The 16,611-nt window shown below is 37.9% G+C and carries 15 protein-coding genes and 2 pseudogenes; 3 read left to right on the forward strand and 14 right to left on the reverse strand.

Annotated elements, in window-relative coordinates; translation table 11 throughout:
• Positions 1 to 83: 83 nt before the first annotated feature.
• From V4T18_RS03695 to V4T18_RS03715, 5 genes are all read right to left on the reverse strand, one after another.
• A complete protein-coding gene (locus V4T18_RS03695) occupies positions 84 to 1,667 on the reverse strand; it encodes an S-layer homology domain-containing protein (RefSeq protein ID WP_332646696.1) in 1,584 nt (527 codons plus the stop codon).
• Between the two features lie 922 nt (positions 1,668 to 2,589).
• The gene (gene efp / locus V4T18_RS03700) at positions 2,590 to 3,147 is read right to left on the reverse strand and encodes an elongation factor P (RefSeq protein ID WP_332646698.1); all 558 of its coding nucleotides are present in this window, start codon (positions 3,145 to 3,147) and stop codon (positions 2,590 to 2,592) included.
• Positions 3,148 to 3,162: 15 nt separating this feature from the next.
• Positions 3,163 to 4,224: a M24 family metallopeptidase gene (locus V4T18_RS03705; protein WP_332646700.1), complete on the reverse strand. Its 1,062-nt coding sequence runs from the start codon at positions 4,222 to 4,224 to the stop codon at positions 3,163 to 3,165.
• 12 nt (positions 4,225 to 4,236) lie between these two features.
• Positions 4,237 to 4,668, reverse strand: a complete 432-nt coding sequence (gene aroQ / locus V4T18_RS03710) for a type II 3-dehydroquinate dehydratase (RefSeq protein ID WP_332646701.1) — start codon at positions 4,666 to 4,668, stop codon at positions 4,237 to 4,239.
• A gap of 30 nt (positions 4,669 to 4,698) precedes the next feature.
• Complete coding sequence (locus V4T18_RS03715) at positions 4,699 to 5,142, reverse strand: DNA helicase (protein WP_332646703.1); 444 nt, start codon at positions 5,140 to 5,142, stop codon at positions 4,699 to 4,701.
• Positions 5,143 to 5,273: 131 nt separating this feature from the next.
• Between V4T18_RS03715 and V4T18_RS03720 the strand changes: the two genes are divergently transcribed.
• Positions 5,274 to 6,218: a DUF1385 domain-containing protein gene (locus V4T18_RS03720; RefSeq protein ID WP_332646705.1), complete on the forward strand. Its 945-nt coding sequence runs from the start codon at positions 5,274 to 5,276 to the stop codon at positions 6,216 to 6,218.
• A gap of 45 nt (positions 6,219 to 6,263) precedes the next feature.
• On the opposite strand, the gene V4T18_RS03725 is transcribed toward V4T18_RS03720, so the two are convergent.
• Both V4T18_RS03725 and V4T18_RS03730 read right to left on the reverse strand, forming a co-directional pair.
• Positions 6,264 to 6,995: a polysaccharide deacetylase family protein gene (locus tag V4T18_RS03725; protein ID WP_332646706.1), complete on the reverse strand. Its 732-nt coding sequence runs from the start codon at positions 6,993 to 6,995 to the stop codon at positions 6,264 to 6,266.
• Between the two features lie 120 nt (positions 6,996 to 7,115).
• Positions 7,116 to 7,490: a DUF4181 domain-containing protein gene (locus V4T18_RS03730; RefSeq protein ID WP_332646708.1), complete on the reverse strand. Its 375-nt coding sequence runs from the start codon at positions 7,488 to 7,490 to the stop codon at positions 7,116 to 7,118.
• Positions 7,491 to 7,790: 300 nt separating this feature from the next.
• Here V4T18_RS03730 and V4T18_RS03735 point away from each other — a divergent pair, with 300 nt between their 5' ends.
• Positions 7,791 to 8,036 (forward strand): YkuS family protein, encoded by a 246-nt coding sequence (locus tag V4T18_RS03735; RefSeq protein ID WP_332646709.1) that lies wholly within the window; start codon positions 7,791 to 7,793, stop codon positions 8,034 to 8,036.
• Positions 8,037 to 8,147: 111 nt separating this feature from the next.
• Here the strand turns inward: V4T18_RS03735 and V4T18_RS03740 are convergent.
• The 3 genes and pseudogenes from V4T18_RS03740 to V4T18_RS03750 form a co-directional block, all read right to left on the reverse strand.
• Positions 8,148 to 9,932: pseudogene (locus tag V4T18_RS03740) on the reverse strand (vitamin B12-dependent ribonucleotide reductase); the annotation flags it as partial.
• Between the two features lie 475 nt (positions 9,933 to 10,407).
• Positions 10,408 to 11,196 (reverse strand): annotated as a pseudogene (locus V4T18_RS03745) (ribonucleotide reductase N-terminal alpha domain-containing protein); the annotation flags it as partial.
• A gap of 257 nt (positions 11,197 to 11,453) precedes the next feature.
• Entirely contained in the window at positions 11,454 to 12,284 is an 831-nt protein-coding gene (locus V4T18_RS03750; RefSeq protein WP_332646711.1) for a lipoate--protein ligase family protein, read from the reverse strand.
• A 100-nt stretch (positions 12,285 to 12,384) separates the two neighbouring features.
• On the opposite strand from V4T18_RS03750, the gene V4T18_RS03755 reads away from it, so the two are divergent.
• Entirely contained in the window at positions 12,385 to 12,771 is a 387-nt protein-coding gene (locus tag V4T18_RS03755) for a rhodanese-like domain-containing protein (protein WP_332646713.1), read from the forward strand.
• 169 nt (positions 12,772 to 12,940) lie between these two features.
• Here V4T18_RS03755 and V4T18_RS03760 read toward each other — a convergent pair whose 3' ends face one another.
• The 4 genes from V4T18_RS03760 to gcvPA form a co-directional block, all read right to left on the reverse strand.
• Positions 12,941 to 13,429 (reverse strand): hypothetical protein, encoded by a 489-nt coding sequence (locus V4T18_RS03760; protein WP_332646715.1) that lies wholly within the window; start codon positions 13,427 to 13,429, stop codon positions 12,941 to 12,943.
• A 24-nt stretch (positions 13,430 to 13,453) separates the two neighbouring features.
• On the reverse strand, positions 13,454 to 13,660 hold the full coding sequence (locus tag V4T18_RS03765; protein ID WP_332646717.1) for a DUF6366 family protein: 207 nt from the start codon (positions 13,658 to 13,660) through the stop codon (positions 13,454 to 13,456).
• 142 nt (positions 13,661 to 13,802) lie between these two features.
• Positions 13,803 to 15,272, reverse strand: a complete 1,470-nt coding sequence (gene gcvPB, locus V4T18_RS03770) for an aminomethyl-transferring glycine dehydrogenase subunit GcvPB (protein ID WP_332646719.1) — start codon at positions 15,270 to 15,272, stop codon at positions 13,803 to 13,805.
• Entirely contained in the window at positions 15,265 to 16,611 is a 1,347-nt protein-coding gene (gcvPA, locus tag V4T18_RS03775) for an aminomethyl-transferring glycine dehydrogenase subunit GcvPA (protein ID WP_332646721.1), read from the reverse strand. Before gcvPA ends, gcvPB begins: the two co-directional genes overlap by 8 nt.

The raw sequence follows: 16,611 nt of genomic DNA on the forward strand, positions 1-16,611 counted from the left end.
AAAAGTACCCTACAAGAGGACTTTTTTAAGTGTCCATCTTATAGGGTACATTTTAGTTTTAAGTGGCGTGTTTTTTAGACTTCTTATTGATTATGATAGTTGTAAATTACAACTGCAGCGTCTCTTCTTTTCAAAGGGACATTGGGTTGAAGATTGGTAAGTTCTAATCCTTCTAGATAACCTTGCTCATAGGCATAGGCCATTCCATTCAACGCCCAAGAGCTAATGTGTTCGGCGTTTCTATACAACTCTTTAAAAGCATTTATATTTTGAACTTCTACATCCCTCCCTAGGTAGCGGTCTGTTTCATATAAAATCTTGCTAAATTGTTCTAGTGTTATAGCTGATGTCGGACGGAAGCTTCCATCTTCAAATCCTTTGACAATTCCTGCCGTGGAAAGAAGTCCGATCGGTTTCCCATACCAATCGCCTGGTTTTACATCGGTATAGGGAATCGAACCCTGCTCTGTAAATGATACAAGCTTACTTAAAACGGTCACTGTTTCAGCTCTTGTAAATGTGTCAGCTGGTCGAAAATAACCGTTAAATCCATTGAGTATTCGCTCTTTAGTTAAGGCCGCAATCTGTTCATTCCCTAGCGTTGTTTTAAAAACATCCCTATGGCCGTATGGACCCGTCTGCGTCATATCAAAATCAGATGTTGCTAAGAACGATTGATTATTTTGTAGTATCCATACTTCATTCAACGAATTTTTATCAATCGCTTTATACGTATTGTTTGGATTCGAATGAACCTTTGTCCAGTGGAAGCCTCCATCATTTGTATAATATACGCCTGATTTGTCCACTGTTAGGAAACCATTATCCCTATCCATGAAGTACATATTACTAATAGTATTCGAGATGTCTAACGAAATCTGATTCCACGATTTACCCCCATCAACTGTTTTTAATAGAATGCCGTTTTCTCCACTAATCCAGCCCTCCTTTTCACTAAGAAACCAGATTGAATGAAGGTTGTCTACTGTTCCAGCCTTGACAGTTTTCCACGTCTTTCCTTCATCTATAGATGTTAAGATTGCTCCTTTCTCTCCAACTGTCCACACGCTTTTGCCAATTGCAAACACTGAAAGAAGATTATTGCTTGTCCAATTATTCCCATTCGATTGAACAATTTCTTTCCATGTACTATTTTCTGTAGCAGGTGTTACTCTCGAAATTAATCCTTTTTCACCAACAGCCCATACGTATTTCTTTCCTTTATCTAAAACTTGAACTGCCGAGTCGTTAAACAATAAATGAGGATAACGAACAGGATCTACTTCATGAAAAGTAAAACCATAACCGGAATATTTATCATTAAACATTTGTCTTTCCATCTTTCCATAAGGGAAATGCTTTCCAAATATATATGCGTCTTCCCCTACCATAGATACCGCTGTCATATCTCGATGCTTATAATAAGGAGGCTGAATTCTCTGATCATTAAAAGTAAAGCCATCCTTTGATTTCGTAAATGCAAACTGAGCGCCGTCCGAACCAACAGAAAATCCATCTCCTTTTTCATAAAAAGAAAAATCCTCTAAAGGTTCTGGCGTTCTGATTTCTCTCCAGTTAATATGTATCTCGTTGTTCGCTTGTGCAGTTTCCCAGCTTGTAAAGATAAAAATCACCATACTTAAATAAAGCAAAAATTGTTTTTTCATCTAAACAACTCCTAAATATACTTTTTTTAACATACATACATATTATATAACAAAAAATGGGATGTTAAATAATTCTAATTAAAATAATAGAAAGTATACGGAGTTTTCTCTATGAAGTTGCCTGTGAAGTGTTTCTTAAAAAAGTCATAAGTATTACTTTTAGATAGTAAACCATTGTACTACCATAATTTACTTTCTCTCTCCCCATACCAAAATGGTCTAATTTCAAACGAAAACAGTTGAAAAAGAGCTTTAAAACCACCTATTTGCGTATCATTCCTTCCAGCTACTGTACAAGCACCTCCAAATATATTAGTACGTTAGTAGGATAGATTATATGTATAAAAAGCATAAAAAGGGTCACTTCATACGATGAAAACCGCATTTGTGCCCCTTTTAGCTGTGACCAGCTAGTGAAAGGCTCCTAGTGTGCTTGCAACGCAGATACCGTGAACTGAGCAGCTGGCGCGAACTAGAAAAAACTCACTTTCTTTTAAAGAATGAAGTTATTGCTCTTATATCAACCTAAAATAGGTCCGAGTAGCATCAGAATTAGCATATTTTTTTCGTTCCCATTTTTCCACCTACGATCTAATAATTCTGTCAAAAAATTAAACTAGCCTGCAAAAAAAGCGTTTTTTTTGAAAAACGTCGATTTTGATATACAACATATTTTAAAATATGCGCCAAATTGTATTTTTCTATCATGGCACTTATTTATTAATAAGTCGTATATCAATTCCGTCAAATTGGCTAATTAGGGGTTAAAAATTATACTCTATTTAATAAAGAACAAGTTCATTTAGTTCACTATAAATTATATATAATAAAATCAGGAAGGCACATTTTCAAGCTTTTGTCGCAAATGCCTATACAAAAAAAGAAAGAGCGAATTCCTAAGAAATCCGCTCTTCCTTTTATATTAACCACGTGATACGTATGAACCGTCAGTTGTGTTAATGATTAGTTTGTCGCCTTCGTTTACGAAGAATGGAACGTTTACCATTAAGCCTGTTTCCATTTTCGCAGGTTTAGAACCACCTGAAGCTGTATCGCCTTTGATGCCTGGTTCTGTTTCAGCTACAACTAAAGTTACTGTGTTTGGTAGTTCGATACCAATCATTTCGCCTTGGAATGATTGAATATGAAGCTCCATGTTTTCAAGTAAATATTTTAACTCATCCTCGATTTGAGTTGCTGCTAAAGTTGTTTGATCATAAGACTCCATGTCCATGAATACATGCTCATCACCTTGTGCATAAAGGTATTGCATTTTACGGTTTTCTACCATTGCTTTTTCTACTTTTTCACCTGCACGGAATGTTTTCTCCACTACGTTACCGTTACGTAGGTTACGTAATTTTGAGCGTACAAATGCAGCGCCTTTACCAGGTTTTACGTGTTGGAAATCGATAACACGGAAGATGTTCCCCTCTACAAGGATTGTTAAGCCAGTACGAAAATCGTTAACTGAAATCATGAATATTCCTCCAAATTATAAAATAATTAATTCTTTCGTCGAATGTGTTAATCTTTCATTACCATTTTCTGTGATTAAAATATCGTCCTCAATTCGAACGCCACCGATACCGGGTAGGTAAACTCCAGGTTCAATTGTTACTACCATATTTTGCTCTAATACCGTATCAGAACGGAAAGATAAGCCTGGACCCTCATGCACCTCTAGGCCAATACCATGTCCAGTTGAGTGTCCAAATGCCTCCCCGTAGCCTTTTGATGTCAAATAATCACGAGCTACAGCATCCGCCTGGATACCTGTCATGCCTGGCCCTACTTTTTCAAGCGCAAGAAGCTGTGATTCCAGCACAACATTGTACATTTCAATAAGCTTCTCTGAAGGCTGACCAACAGCAATAGTACGTGTGATGTCTGAAATATACCCGTTATATAATGCACCGAAGTCAAGTGTTACAAAATCACCTTTTTCAATGATTTTATCTGTAGCCACACCATGTGGTAGCGCAGAACGCACGCCACTTGCTACAATAATATCAAAAGATGAGCTTGTAGCACCCTGTTTACGCATGAAAAACTCTAATTCATTCGACACTTCCAGCTCTGTTTTACCAGGCTGTATAAAGTCTAAAATATGTGAAAAGGCATGATCCGCAATTTCACATGCAACCTTAATAATATTAATCTCTTCGCTAGTCTTAATCAAGCGAATTTTTTCAATTAGACCGGAAACTGGCACTAAATCTGCTTTTACCGCATCTTTATACAGCTCATACTGTCCGTAAGTCATTGCATCCTTTTCAAAGCCAATCTTTTCAATACCCATTAATGCTACTTGATTCCCTACTTCAGCAGCGATAGAAGCCCCATGCTGAACGATACGAAAATCTTTAATTTGAGCATTAGCCTGCTCTGTGTAGCGGAAATCTGTAATAAATACCGCATCCTTTTGCGAAACAATCGCTACACCTGCAGTACCTGTAAAACCTGTCATATAACGACGGTTGAACTCGTTTGTTATTAAAATTGCATGTAGCCCCTGATCCATTAAAGCTTGACGAAGTTTTGTTAATTTTATCATTCTATTTTCCCCTTATCCCTGTTGTAAAAATTTACGTAGTGCTAATTCATAACCAAAAGTGCCTAGCCCACAAATTTGACCGACACATTCTGCAGCAAGCTTAGACTCGTGCCGGAATGCCTCTCGTTTATGTATATTCGAAATGTGTACTTCTATTACCGGTACATCCACTGCAGCAATAGCATCACGAAGCGCTATGCTAGTATGTGTATAAGCTCCTGGATTAAACACGATAGCTGTAACATTCGTATCCTGGGCCTCGTGAATCCAATCAATCAGCTCACCCTCATGATTGGATTGACGAAAATCAACAGTAGCATGAAATTCACTTGCTAGACTCTCACATTTTTTTCTAACATCATCTAAAGTTTCAGAGCCGTAAATTTCCGGCTCTCGTTTGCCTAAGCGGTTTAAATTGGGTCCATTTAATATGAATAGCTTCATTTTTCATTCTCCTTAAAAGGTTTCCTTTCACTATTTTATCACAGACGCATTATACGGCAACTTATTTCGACTAACTAAATGTTTACGATGAAAAATGGCGGTATCTATAATAAAACGGCAGGCTGTAATAATAACAACAAAAAATGGTATAGATAGTTTTTTAAACGAAGACATCTCTGCTGGTAAATCATAAATAACCCATTCTGTCATTAGTGCAATTGCTGCTCCAATAATTAAAGACAATAGGAACGGTGGTACATTTTGGACATATTGCAAGGCTAGAAAAATAATTAAGCAAATAATAAATACGATAATGCCAAGTAACAACCACCGACTCGCCTTATCCTTTATTCCTTCATCCTTGAGAAAAGTAGTCGGATGCCATTTTACCCAATTGAATAAATGCAAAATTTTAAACATGCCAAGAAGAATAACGGTTGAAAATAAGCTAGTGACATTCCCTAAATAAAACATAAAACCACTCCTTTTTTCTTTTATCCTCTCCATTTTCAAACTTTGGTATGCGCAACGGTAGTGCAATTTCTAAAAATTTAGTACAATAATCTAGTATATATTTTCAGATTAGTAGAGAGTGGTGTAAAGAAGTGAGTAATGAAACACCTGTATACGGTGGACAAGCATTATTAGAGGGTGTTATGTTTGCCGGTCAAGATCATATGGTTACAGCAATTCGTCGAAACGATGATTCCATCGATTATTTTCACGTTAAAAAAGAAAAAAAGCCTATTTATCAAAAGCTTAAAAAAATTCCGTTCGTTCGAGGTGTTGTTGCACTAATTGAATCAGCTGGCTTTGGATCGCGGCATTTACAGTTTGCTAGCGAGAGATATGATGTTAATCCTGGCGAAGAGGAAGAAGCAACAGAGGAACAGACATCTAAGCTGCAAATGATATTAGGCGTTGCAGTTGTTGGGGTTTTATCGTTCTTATTCGGAAAGTTCGTTTTTACCCTTGTACCGATGTTTTTAGCTGCATCATTGGAAGCATGGTTCCCAGGGAAAACGATTCAAATTTTTTTAGAAACGGGCTTCAAATTAATTTTATTATTAGCCTACCTATACTTCATCTCGATGGCACCTATTATTAAACGTGTATTCCAGTACCATGGTGCAGAGCATAAGGTGATTAACTGCTACGAAGCCGGTCAGCCGTTAACTGTTGAAAATGTACAAAACCAATCACGTTTACATTATCGATGTGGCTCAAGCTTTATACTTTTCACAGTAATCGTAGGTTTTTTTGTGTACTTCTTCGTACCACATGACCCTCTCGTTGTGCGCTTAATTTCACGAATTTTACTCATACCTGTTGTGATTGGTATTTCTTTTGAAGTTCTTCAAGCAACAAATAAAGTAAGAAATGTTCCTATCCTTCGTTATTTAGGCTATCCTGGGTTATGGCTACAGCTTTTAACAACAAAGGAGCCAACTAACGATCAAGTAGAGGTTGCTATTGCTTCATTTAACAAATTACATGAAGTCGAAAAACATCCTGAGATTGCAGCAACTCTACACCATGATAATGTATAAAAGTAAAACGCCGATCAATTTCTAATGTGATCGGCGTTTTTTATTCTAGTTATATTTTTGATTTTTATATTCGACAAGCTCTGATACAGTGACAAATTTATATCCCTGTTTTTTCAACACTGGTAATATTTCTTTTAGCGCGTCAATAGTTTGATCTCGTTTTCCTCCACCATCATGAAACAAAATTATATCCCCTGGGCGTGTTCCTTTTAGTACTTTATTGACAATCTTTTTCACACCCGGATTTTTCCAATCCTCTGTATCCTGATGCCAAGACCACATCACAACTTGATAACCATTGTCAGAAGCTGCTTTAATCATCTCATCTGTATATTGTCCTCCCACTGGACGGAATAAGACCGGTTGATAATTCGTAATACTATAAATTAATTCATTTGTTTGCTTTAATTCCTCTTTTAGCTCCGTGACCGAAATTTTTGAAGAATGGGTATACGTATGATTTGCTATTTCATGTCCATCCCTATGGGCACGCAACACAATTTCTGGGGTTTTTTTTGCATTTTGACCAACAATAAAAAACGTTCCCTTAGCTTCATGCTCTGCTAATATGTCCAATACTTGTGCTGTAAATTTCGGATGTGGACCATCATCAAAGGTCAGAGCAATAATTTTTTCTTCCGTTTGAATATCCCAAACCACTTGTCCCGTTTCTTCATAATACTGTCTCCCTTTTTCAGCTTTCGTTGTTACTCCAACATAAGACAAGGAAATAAATAAAACACAGGCAGCTAACAATAATAGATGTTTCCGTGTCAATGCATCACTTCCTAAGCTTTATTTTATTTGCAAACTTTGTTTTACTATTTACGTTTTGATACAAATTATACTGCCGCTCATTTCTCCATAAAAAACAAAAAAATCCACCGTATAGATGGATTAGTTAAAGATTAGCGCATAAATTAAAATACCAATAAACGCAAATGCTATAGCAAATGCTTGGACAAACGAAATAATATGGTGACGCATATCAGCTATATATTTTCTTTCTAAAAATCCCCGCATTACCAAAATGGCAATAAACGCTACAGGGACAAGCACAATCGTCATAAAACCTAAAGCAGGTGTTAATAATAGTATTAATACAATCGTTAAAACAATTACACCAATTTCAAATGGTAGCTGCCACTTCGTTTTATAATCATAAAACACTTTCGGCTCTTTACTCGGTAAGTAATCAATCTTGTGTTTTAAAATTGGGATAAAGAGTATTTGATAGAAGATGACAACTAAAATTAATACAATAAATTCCATAACCACTTTCCTTACGTTCATTCTTGTTACCACTCTACCATAGATTTAAGAGAAAAGAGAACTACTAGGCTTCAGAAATTATTATCAGTAATGCAATACTAGAATATCTTTTATGAATACGTAGAAAAAACGTTTACGAAAGAAAAATATGATTCTTGCGCTATTATTTGTTAATTACAACCGACTACAACCTTTACAACAAATAATCTACTGCTTTTTTAGCTACATCAAACAAAGTTAGATTTTAATGAATAATTCTCTCTCCGATTCGGCACATTACACTTAGGAGGTGGATTAATTATGTCTAGAATTATTGGTGTTGAACAATCGTTAACAAATGTTGAAGATGCGTTAAAAGCAAAAGGGTATGAAGTTATCCAACTTCGTCATGAGTCTGATTCCCAAAAATGTGATGCCTGTATAATTACCGGTCAAGACAAAAACTTTATGGGAATGAATGATACCTCAACAAAAGGTCCTGTGATTGATGCAAATGGCCTTTCCGCTGACGAGGTCATTCAGCGTGTAGACCATTTTTTTAATTGATTTCCAAATGTTGCACCTTTACCATTTTAATTAGGCATCTACTTAATTTAATGTGCTTGTACAAAAAAAAACTGTTAGACGATAAGATTTCGTCTAACAGTTTTCATTATTTTATAATCCACATTTCAGCTGTGCACCACAGTTTGTACATGTGTTGCAGCCGCCCATTTCTTCTACAGTTCCTTTACGGCAGACCGGACAAGTATTGCCTACTTCAGAACCAATTGTTACGTTTGTTTGTGATAATGGTGCAATCGTATCAACTAGAACAACTGGACGTGCTTTTGCGCCATCCTGCTGTACAAGCTCTTCTTCAAACGAAAGCTGCTCAAGATCATGATTTTCTTCCGCTTTTAAAGTTAACACTTGAGTATCGCGACTTCCATCGACATACACTGTACCACCTTTTGCCCCGCCTTGGTATAAACGCTCGTATACTTTTTCGACCTGCTCTACCGTATAGCCTTTTGGTGCATTCACCGTTTTGGAGATTGAAGAGTCAATCCAGTTTTGAATAATACATTGTACGTCCGCATGCGCTTCAGGAGATAGCTCCATTGATGAAACGAACCAATGAGGTAAATTACTTTCATCCGCATTCTGATTTGCCTCTAAGTATTCTTGTACAATTTCAGCTTTAACCTCAATAAATTTCCCTAAGCGGCCAGAGCGGTAATACGTAAATGAGAAATAAGGCTCTAAACCTGTTGCTACCCCTACCATCGTACCTGTTGATCCCGTTGGTGCAACCGTTAATAAATGTGAGTTACGAATGCCATGCTCTAAAATATCTTGTCTTACATGTGCTGGCATTTTCTGCATAAAGCCTGTACGAATGAATGCTTCACGAAGCTTCTCCGTTTGCTCTTCTGTTTCACCCTCCAAGAATGGGAAACTCCCGCGCTCTTTTCCTAGCTCAATCGATTGCTCATACGCTGCAATGGCAATCGTCTCGAAAATTTCATTAACAAGCGCATTCCCTTCCTCAGAGCCATATTCTTTCTCACAATAAATGAGCAAGTCAGCTAGTCCCATTACACCAAGACCGACACGTCGCTCTCCTAATGCTTGAATTCGGTTTTGCTCTAAGAAATACGGTGTTGCATCGATGACATTATCCTGCATACGAACGCCAACCTTAACCGTTTCTCGAAGGGCTTCATAATCTACCGTTTTTGTATCCTTTCTTGCAAATTGTGCTAGGTTAACAGCAGCTAGGTTACAAACAGAATACGGAGCTAAAGGCTGCTCACCACATGGATTTGTTGCTACTACCTTTTGACCATATGCTTTTGCATTTGTCATTTCATTTGCATTGTCGATAAAGAAAATACCCGGCTCTGCAGCATATGTAGCGCAAATGTTAATTAAGTTCCATAGCTCTCTAGCCTGTATCTTGCGGTACGTACGAACGCCATAGCCTAATTGCTCCCATTCGCGAACATCGCCAACCTCATGCCATTTTTCATTGTAAACTTTCATTTCCTCAGGGCTGTAATTTGCAACATCCGGGAAACGTAATTCAAAATCTTCGTCGTTTTCTACAGCTTGCATAAATTCTTTTGTTAATGTTACCGAAATGTTTGCACCTGTTAAAAACTCCGAGTTGTGAACAGAGTAATTACCGCCATCACGAAGCTTAGTTTCCGCCTCGCGAATAATTCCTTCATCGAACCCTCCAAAGCCAGGAATGTTTTTATAATTAACAATTCCCTGATACATCGCTTCTTCTGAGGAGCTTAAAGGCTTAAATTTAAGTTTTTCCTTTGCTAGTCGAATGATTGACTCGTCCTTCGTATTTTCAATCAAATAACGCAGAATTCTTGGATTTTGCATTTTTGAAATAATAAATTCCACGATATCAGGATGCCAATCTGCTAGCATAATCATTTGTGCCAATTTCTTACGAAGGATCGTTACTCCTTCTCTCTATGTCACCATAGAAGTTGAGACCATATCTTATGTCCAGAGACACCCTCGCACTTCGGAATGACTTCATTCCTACTCTACTCACTTCCGTATATAAAATACGTGCTTTCGATGGTCGTTGAACCTTCTCCATTTTACAGGAGCTTGGCTGCTGATTGTCTTTCTCCCACTAACATTTTCAAGCGTTCACGTTTACCGTTTCCAGTTACGTTGTAGCTGTTAGTGCATTTATAATGCTTTTTCTCACTCCATGGAAATTATTATTTGCTTGTTGTGAGAAATTGTAAAACCACAGATATGACAAATTTGCTTACATTTAGCACTATAAACCTTCATATTTTCACCCCTAGTAAGCGGATCAATATTTCAGTAAAAGAGTTTCCAGCAATTCACGAGGTTTGTTAACGCAGAAGCACACAAATTATAACTTTAAAATCTTCATACCTCTGCGGGATCCACCCTGTTCTACAAGGTGAGTCAGTTTGGCGATATCGTCTAGCCACGATACCGAGCCACTAGATTTACCATTTACACCGCGTGCTAGTGTATTTCGTGGACGAAGAGTTGATCCATTAGTACCCACTCCTCCACCGCGCGACATAATTTCCATTACTTGCTTACGATGGTCACTAATACCTTCGCGAGAGTCCGCTACAAACGGCATAACATAGCAGTTAAAGAACGTAACGTCCGTTTGCGAGCCTGCTCCGTAAATTACACGGCCAGCAGGAATAAACTTTAAACTTACCAGCTGCTCATAAAACTTTTGGAACCATTTTTCACGATCCTCTGCCGTTTTTTCTACAGCTGCTAAGCCTGTTGCATTTCGTTTAGCAATTTGCTCATAGTAAATCTCCAATGGCTTTTCGATAATATCTAACGAGCGAGTAATAATACCTGTAGCTTGCTCATCTTCAGCCTCTAAAACATGTCGAAAATCTTCCTCGATTAAAATCGCTGCTCTTTTTGCATCCCAGTCAATCGATTGGATAATGCCTAGGCCACGTGCCGGAAATTTTGGATCTTCCTTTACCGTTAACACGACAAAATCGCCTGACTTTAATGTTTTCTTTTCTGTATCCTTAAACGAATACCGATCAATCATTACAAGTCTTGATACACCTTTATGCGTTATACTCATATCTGGTGTAATCTGGTGTACTTGCGGGAATTTTTCAATATCTTTGTTGAGTTGGTCGATTTGGATGGTTTGCTCTATTACATTTACCATCTTTCAGCCCCCTTTTGTTATGGTAATCATTTCATTTTCATCATTACCCGAAATCACACAGTACAAACACTATATATTGTGTTTGCTCGGTTTTTTTATTCAATATATTGATTCGGGATTTTTCACTTTAAAAAGAGTACCTTATATTTTTTAATCTATCAAGGGCTTGATTTTTACAAAATTGGCGTGGAGCTAGCATTCACAACGAATACGCTACTTAAAATAATTTACCCAAAAACAAAACGCACGTTCGATTGTTATTTTCTAAAATTCCATTCATCGTTCGCATATTTTTCCATTTCTAGTTTTTTGACTTGAGCTAGCTGCTCCTCTGTCAGTTCATAAGGAACTAATTCAATTTGTAATGCCTTTTCAAAGCCCAACTTAAACGCCTCTACGCATTGTGGAATCGTAAATGGTTGTTGAACTAGCCGATTCATCGCCACCGCCTTTTCAGGAAGCTTTTCGCGCATTTTTTCCTTCATACTCTCGGATGAGAATTTGAATACGGAAAGCAGCTGCTCTATATCTAGATCCAGTAGGATAGCACCATGCTGAAGGATAACCCCTTTTTGACGTGTTTGTGCACTCCCTGCAACCTTTTTTCCTTCTACCACAAGCTCATACCAGCTCGGAGCATCAAAACAAACTGCACTTTTCGGCTTCTTTAAGTCTTCCTGCTTTTCCTTCGTATCCGGAACACTAAAATAAGCATTTAATCCTAAATTTCGAAAACCAAATAATAAACCTTCACTTAACACCCTGTAAGCCTCTGTCACTGTCGGGGGCATATTTGGATACGTTTCTTCTACAATAATAGAATAAGTAAGTTCCTTATCATGCAACACTGCTCGTCCACCAGTTGGTCTACGCACAAAGCCTAATCCTTGTTTTTTTACTTCCTCAAGATCAATTTCCTTGTTAGCCTGTTGAAAATAGCCGATAGATAATGTAGCAGGGTTCCATTCATAAAAGCGAATTACCGGCGGAATCAAATTTTCACTATGCCAGTTTAATAAAGCTTCATCCAAAGCCATATTGAATGACGGACTACAGGGACCAGAATTTATAAAATACCATTGCATCATTTTTTCATCTCCTTAAAGTATACATTTTAGCAAACTCACTCGACTATCGCTACAATCTCTTTTATAATAGAATGGATAGAGAGAAAGGGGAATTATCATCGTGGCAAACGTACTTATTACAATTGCAGTCATCTTAGGCGTAATAATCGTTTATGTACTTGTCAATTCATTCCGTTTAAAAAAAGCGGTAACTAATTTAGCACAAGATGAGTTTATTCAAGGCTACCGAAAAGCGCAACTAATTGACTTACGAGAACCTAAGGAATTTGACGCTGGTCATATTTTAGGTGCTCGTAACATTCCATCGACGCAATTTAACCAACGCTACAAAGAAATCCGTCCAGATTTACCAGTATACCTATACTGTCAAAATACAGGGCGTAGTGCGCGTGCTGCCATCTTCTTAAAGAAGAAAGGCTACAATCAAATTTATCAGCTACAGGGCGGCTTTAAAACTTGGACTGGTAAAGTAAAATCAAAGGCGTAATCATTACGTGGAGGTGTCTATTTAGACACCTTTTTTTAATGTAAAATAACGCTTTGAGAGAGCATAAAAAAAACATCCGCTATTTTCAGTTAACGGATGATTGGAAAATTTATAATTTATTTCCAATAGACTTTTTATAGTAATTGTTATTAATGAAGCTGTGCTTCACTCACTTTTTGAAGACGACTAATTCCCCCATATTATATGTTTTACTTTTCTTTTCTCCATCAGCCTTCCAGTTTACCTTCAATTGCCCTTCATTTATTAAGTCTACAATCTTTTCTTTTTGTATTTCACCTGTATAAATCACGATTTCTTCCGAATGCTGTAATTCTCCTTCTGGACTCCTATTCCATCCGCTACCAAAACAATAAACCTCTTCCCCTAATAGTTCTCGTATCGTTTTAGAGAGATCCACTTGGACATCCGCGATATTTTTACTATAGTTTACCCTCACATTAAAATGAAGTTGGCTGAAATTCTCTTTCTCAGGGTGTTTTATATGGGATAAGCCACCTATACTTTCATATTGATCATCATCAATAGCAGAAATTTCAATTCGTGCAATAATATTAGGATGATATCGATAATAAATTGTATACGAGGCTACTAAGATTAGAATCATTACAAGTAAAATGATAAATCCTTTCTTTTTCAAGTGATCCCCTCCTCGTACATCCCATTAAAATATCAGCTTATATAATACATAACCTATAATTAACACCAAAATCCCTATACCGGTACCCTTCCATCCTAAACCACCAGCCACATCAGATAAACTTCCAGACTCACCACGATTTATACTATCGTTTAAAGTACCAGTCGGATTCTTTTTTAACTCTTTCTGCCTCAAATGCTCTCTTCTATCTTCAGGTGTTTTCGATTCCATACCACACCTCCTACTAAAGGATAATTTTACCTATATTATACAGAAGAAACTCTCAGGCAACTACGAATATTTTAATAGAAACGAAAAATAGGCCGCCCAAAAGGTGAATAATCACCTAATGGACAGCCAAATTCTTATACTACTAAGCTTCTTGTTTTGTATAACGTAAAACAGGTGTACGAGCTGCACGTGTTTCGTCTAGACGTGAAACAACCGTTGTATGTGGTGCTTCCTGAACGATTGTTGGATTCTCTTCTGCTTCCTTCGCAATTTGAATCATCGCGTCACAGAATGCATCTAGTGTTTCTTTAGACTCCGTTTCAGTTGGCTCGATCATAATGCCTTCCTCTACATTTAATGGGAAGTATACTGTTGGCGGGTGGTAGCCAAAGTCTAACAGGCGTTTGGCAATATCTAATGTACGTACGCCAAGCTTTTTCTGACGACGACCAGATAGAACAAACTCATGCTTACAATGACGGTTATAAGGTAGATCATAGAATTCCTCTAAACGACGCATCATATAGTTCGCATTTAATACAGCATATTCTGTAACCGCCTTTAAGCCATCTGGACCCATTGTACGGATATAAGTGTATGCACGCACGTTAATACCGAAGTTACCGTAGTACGGCTTCACACGACCGATTGATTGTGGACGGTTATAATCGAAATGGAATGTTCCATCTTCCTGCTTCACTAGAACTGGTTTTGGTAGGAATGGAATTAAATCCTCTTTAACCCCAACTGGACCAGAACCAGGACCACCGCCACCATGTGGGCCAGTGAATGTTTTATGCAAGTTTAAGTGAACACAGTCAAAGCCCATATCTCCAGGACGTGCTTTTGACATTACTGCATTTAAGTTGGCACCGTCATAGTACACTTTACCGCCAACTTCATGAATAATAGCAGCCATTTCGAGTATGTTTTCTTCAAATAAACCAAGTGTGTTCGGGTTTGTTAACATTAAAGCTGCTGTGTCAGGACCAACTACACGACGTAGATCGTCTAAATCTACTAATCCGTCTTCACCAGATTTAATTGTAATCGTTTCAAAGCCTGCAACTGTCGCAGATGCTGGATTTGTACCATGCGCTGAGTCAGGTACGATTACTTTATTTCGATGCCCTTCCCCGTTTGCTTCATGGAAAGCACGAATCATCATTAGAGCTGTCCATTCACCATGAGCACCTGCAGCTGGTTGGAGTGTAACCTCATCCATGCCAGTAATTTCTTGAAGAGATGTTTGTAAATCATAAAGAAGCTCCATTGCTCCTTGAACTGTTGATTCATCTTGTAATGGATGAATATTTGCAAAGCCAGAGTAACGTGCAACGGATTCATTAATTTTCGGATTATATTTCATCGTACATGATCCTAATGGATAAAAGCCAGAATCTACACCATGGTTACGACGAGAAAGTGCTGTATAATGACGCATAATATCTAGCTCAGACACTTCTGGTAATTGGGCTGCTTCATCACGTACGTAGCCTGCTGGTAAAAGGTCCGCTAAATCAAAATCAGGTACATCTAAAGGCTCTAAGTTATAGCCTACACGTCCTTCTTTTGTTAGTTCGAAAATTAATGGTTGGTTTTCGTTAAGCATTATAAGCCCCCATTTCTGCTACTAGTGCATCAATTTCTTCTTTTGTACGTATTTCAGTTACTGCAATTAACGCATGGTTGGCTAATTCAGGATCTACTCGCCCTAAATCAAAGCCACCGATAATGCCCTTTTCTAATAGGCCTTTATTAATTTCTGTTACACATTTCTTAGTTTTTACAACGATTTCATTAAAGTGAGCGCCGTTATATGCAATTTCAAAGCCAGCCGCTTCAAATGCATTTTTTGCATAACGAGTTTTCACGATATTTTGCTTTGCCATTTCTTGTACACCTTGCTTACCTAGTGCTGTCATCGCAACAGATGCAGCTAGGGCAAGAAGTGCTTGGTTCGAACAAATATTAGAAGTCGCCTTGTCACGACGAATATGCTGCTCACGCGCTTGTAGCGTTAGTACGTAGCCACGACGACCCTCTTGATCGACTGTTTCCCCTACTAAGCGCCCTGGTACTTTACGCATTAATTTATTTGTCACAGCGAAGAATCCACAGTGTGGACCACCGAAGGCTTCCGCAATACCGAATACTTGCGCATCCCCTACAGTAATATCGGCACCAAGTTTACCAGGTGGTGTTAAAATACCTAGCGATAATGGATTCGCTGATACGATCATTAACCCTTTTGACTCATGTGTTATTTCGCCAATCGTTTGTAAATCTTCAATTTGACCGAAGAAGTTTGGATATTGAACGATTACCCCAGCAGTTGTATCATCCACTAAGCCTTTTAATGCGTCGATATCTGTTTTACCATCTTTTGTTGGTACTGATACGATTTCGATTGATTGCCCATCTGCATATGTTTTTACTACATCTTTATATTCTGGGTGAACGGCACCAGAAACGAGTAGCTTTTTACGACGTGTATGACCTGCGGCAAGCATTCCTGCCTCTGCTAATGCCGTACCACCATCATACATAGAAGAGTTTGCTAAATCCATGCCTGTAAGCTCAGCAATCATCGTTTGGAATTCGAAAATGGCTTGTAGCTCACCTTGTGAAATTTCAGGCTGATAAGGTGTATACGCTGTATAAAACTCCGAACGAGAAATAACATGGTCCACAATGATCGGTTTATAGTGATTGTAAACACCCGCACCTAAAAATGATACATGAGAAGCTGTATCTGCATTATTTGCCGCTAGCTCTGTTAACTCTTTAGCTAAAGCAGCTTCAGATTTTGCTTCTTTAATATTGTATAGACCTTGGAAGCGTACTTTTTCAGGAATATCTGAGAACAGTTCATCAATCGATGCAACCCCGATACGATCTAACATTTCTTTTTTATCTTGTTCCGTCATCGGTAAATAACGATGTTTCAT

Source organism: Lysinibacillus sp. 54212 (genome assembly GCF_036662795.1).
Classification (GTDB): Bacteria; Bacillota; Bacilli; order Bacillales_A; family Planococcaceae; genus Lysinibacillus_B.